Annotated in this window: 1 protein-coding gene and 1 pseudogene; one reads left to right on the top strand and one right to left on the bottom strand. The window is 77.6% G+C overall.

Annotated features, from left to right (window positions below; translation table 11 throughout):
* Window positions 1–483: TetR/AcrR family transcriptional regulator (locus DZG00_RS15870; protein WP_119455841.1), on the bottom strand; the 483-nt coding region annotated here is incomplete at its 3' end.
* Between the two features lie 65 nt (window positions 484–548).
* Here DZG00_RS15870 and DZG00_RS15865 point away from each other — a divergent pair.
* Window positions 549–901 (top strand): annotated as a pseudogene (locus tag DZG00_RS15865) (GNAT family N-acetyltransferase); the annotation flags it as partial.

Here is a 901-nt window from a genome sequence, read left to right as displayed (position 1 = left end):
CGCGCACCGATCGGCGCGCGCGTCGTCGAGGCCGGCCGCGGCGAACCGGCGGCGGGTCTCCTCCACGTAGCGGCCGTGCTCCCAGGCGGGCAGGTCGGCGAGCGCCGGGATCCGCTGCACGGCGGACGCGAGGTCGAGCAGCACGCGCTGGCGGTCGGGCTCCCGACGCACCCGGTCGAGCTCGGCGCGGAGGGTCGCGGCGACGACCTCGCCGAGCGGCGCGCCCGCGGGATCCTCGGCGGCCTCCAGCTGCGCGACGACCGCGTCGACCTCCTGCCGGAGCAGCGCGCCGAGCAGCTCCTCCCGCACGCCGAAGCAGTAGTGGAACGCGCCGTGCGCGAGGCCGGCCTCCGCCGTGATCGCCCGCGTGCTCGCCCCCGCGACGCCCGTGACGGCCATGACGCGCACCGCCGCGTCGAGCAGCTCGGCCCGCCGGGCGTCCCGCGATCCGTAGGCGCGGGTGCTCTCGGAGGCGGGCTTCATGGGAGAAAGCTACCAAGCGATGCAGATTGGGCCAGGTGGCCCAATGTGTCGTCTAGCGTCGGGGCATGAGCACCGACCGCCCCGCCATCCGCACGGCTCGCGCCGCCGACCTCGAGGGCGTCACCCGCGTGCTCGCCGAGGCCTTCGCGGAGGATCCCGTGATGACCGCCTTCATCCCCGCCGGCCCCCGCAAGCGCGAGCGCCTGGCCCTCCTCTTCGCCGCCCTCCTCCGCAGCGACCCGCTCCCCGCGGGCACGGTGGACGTCGCGGTCGACGCCCGCGGCGGGATCCTCGGCGCAGCCGTCTGGGAGGCACCCGGCGGCGTCCCCGCGCACGGGATCCTGCGGGAGGCGCCCACGTTCGTCCGCGCCCTCGGCGTCGCGGGCGCCCTCCGCGCCGCCGGCCACCTCCGCACGCT

The organism is Clavibacter lycopersici (genome assembly GCF_003576405.1).
GTDB classification, from domain to species: Bacteria; Actinomycetota; Actinomycetes; order Actinomycetales; family Microbacteriaceae; genus Clavibacter; species Clavibacter lycopersici.
This window is presented reverse-complemented; position numbering and strand designations above follow the sequence as displayed.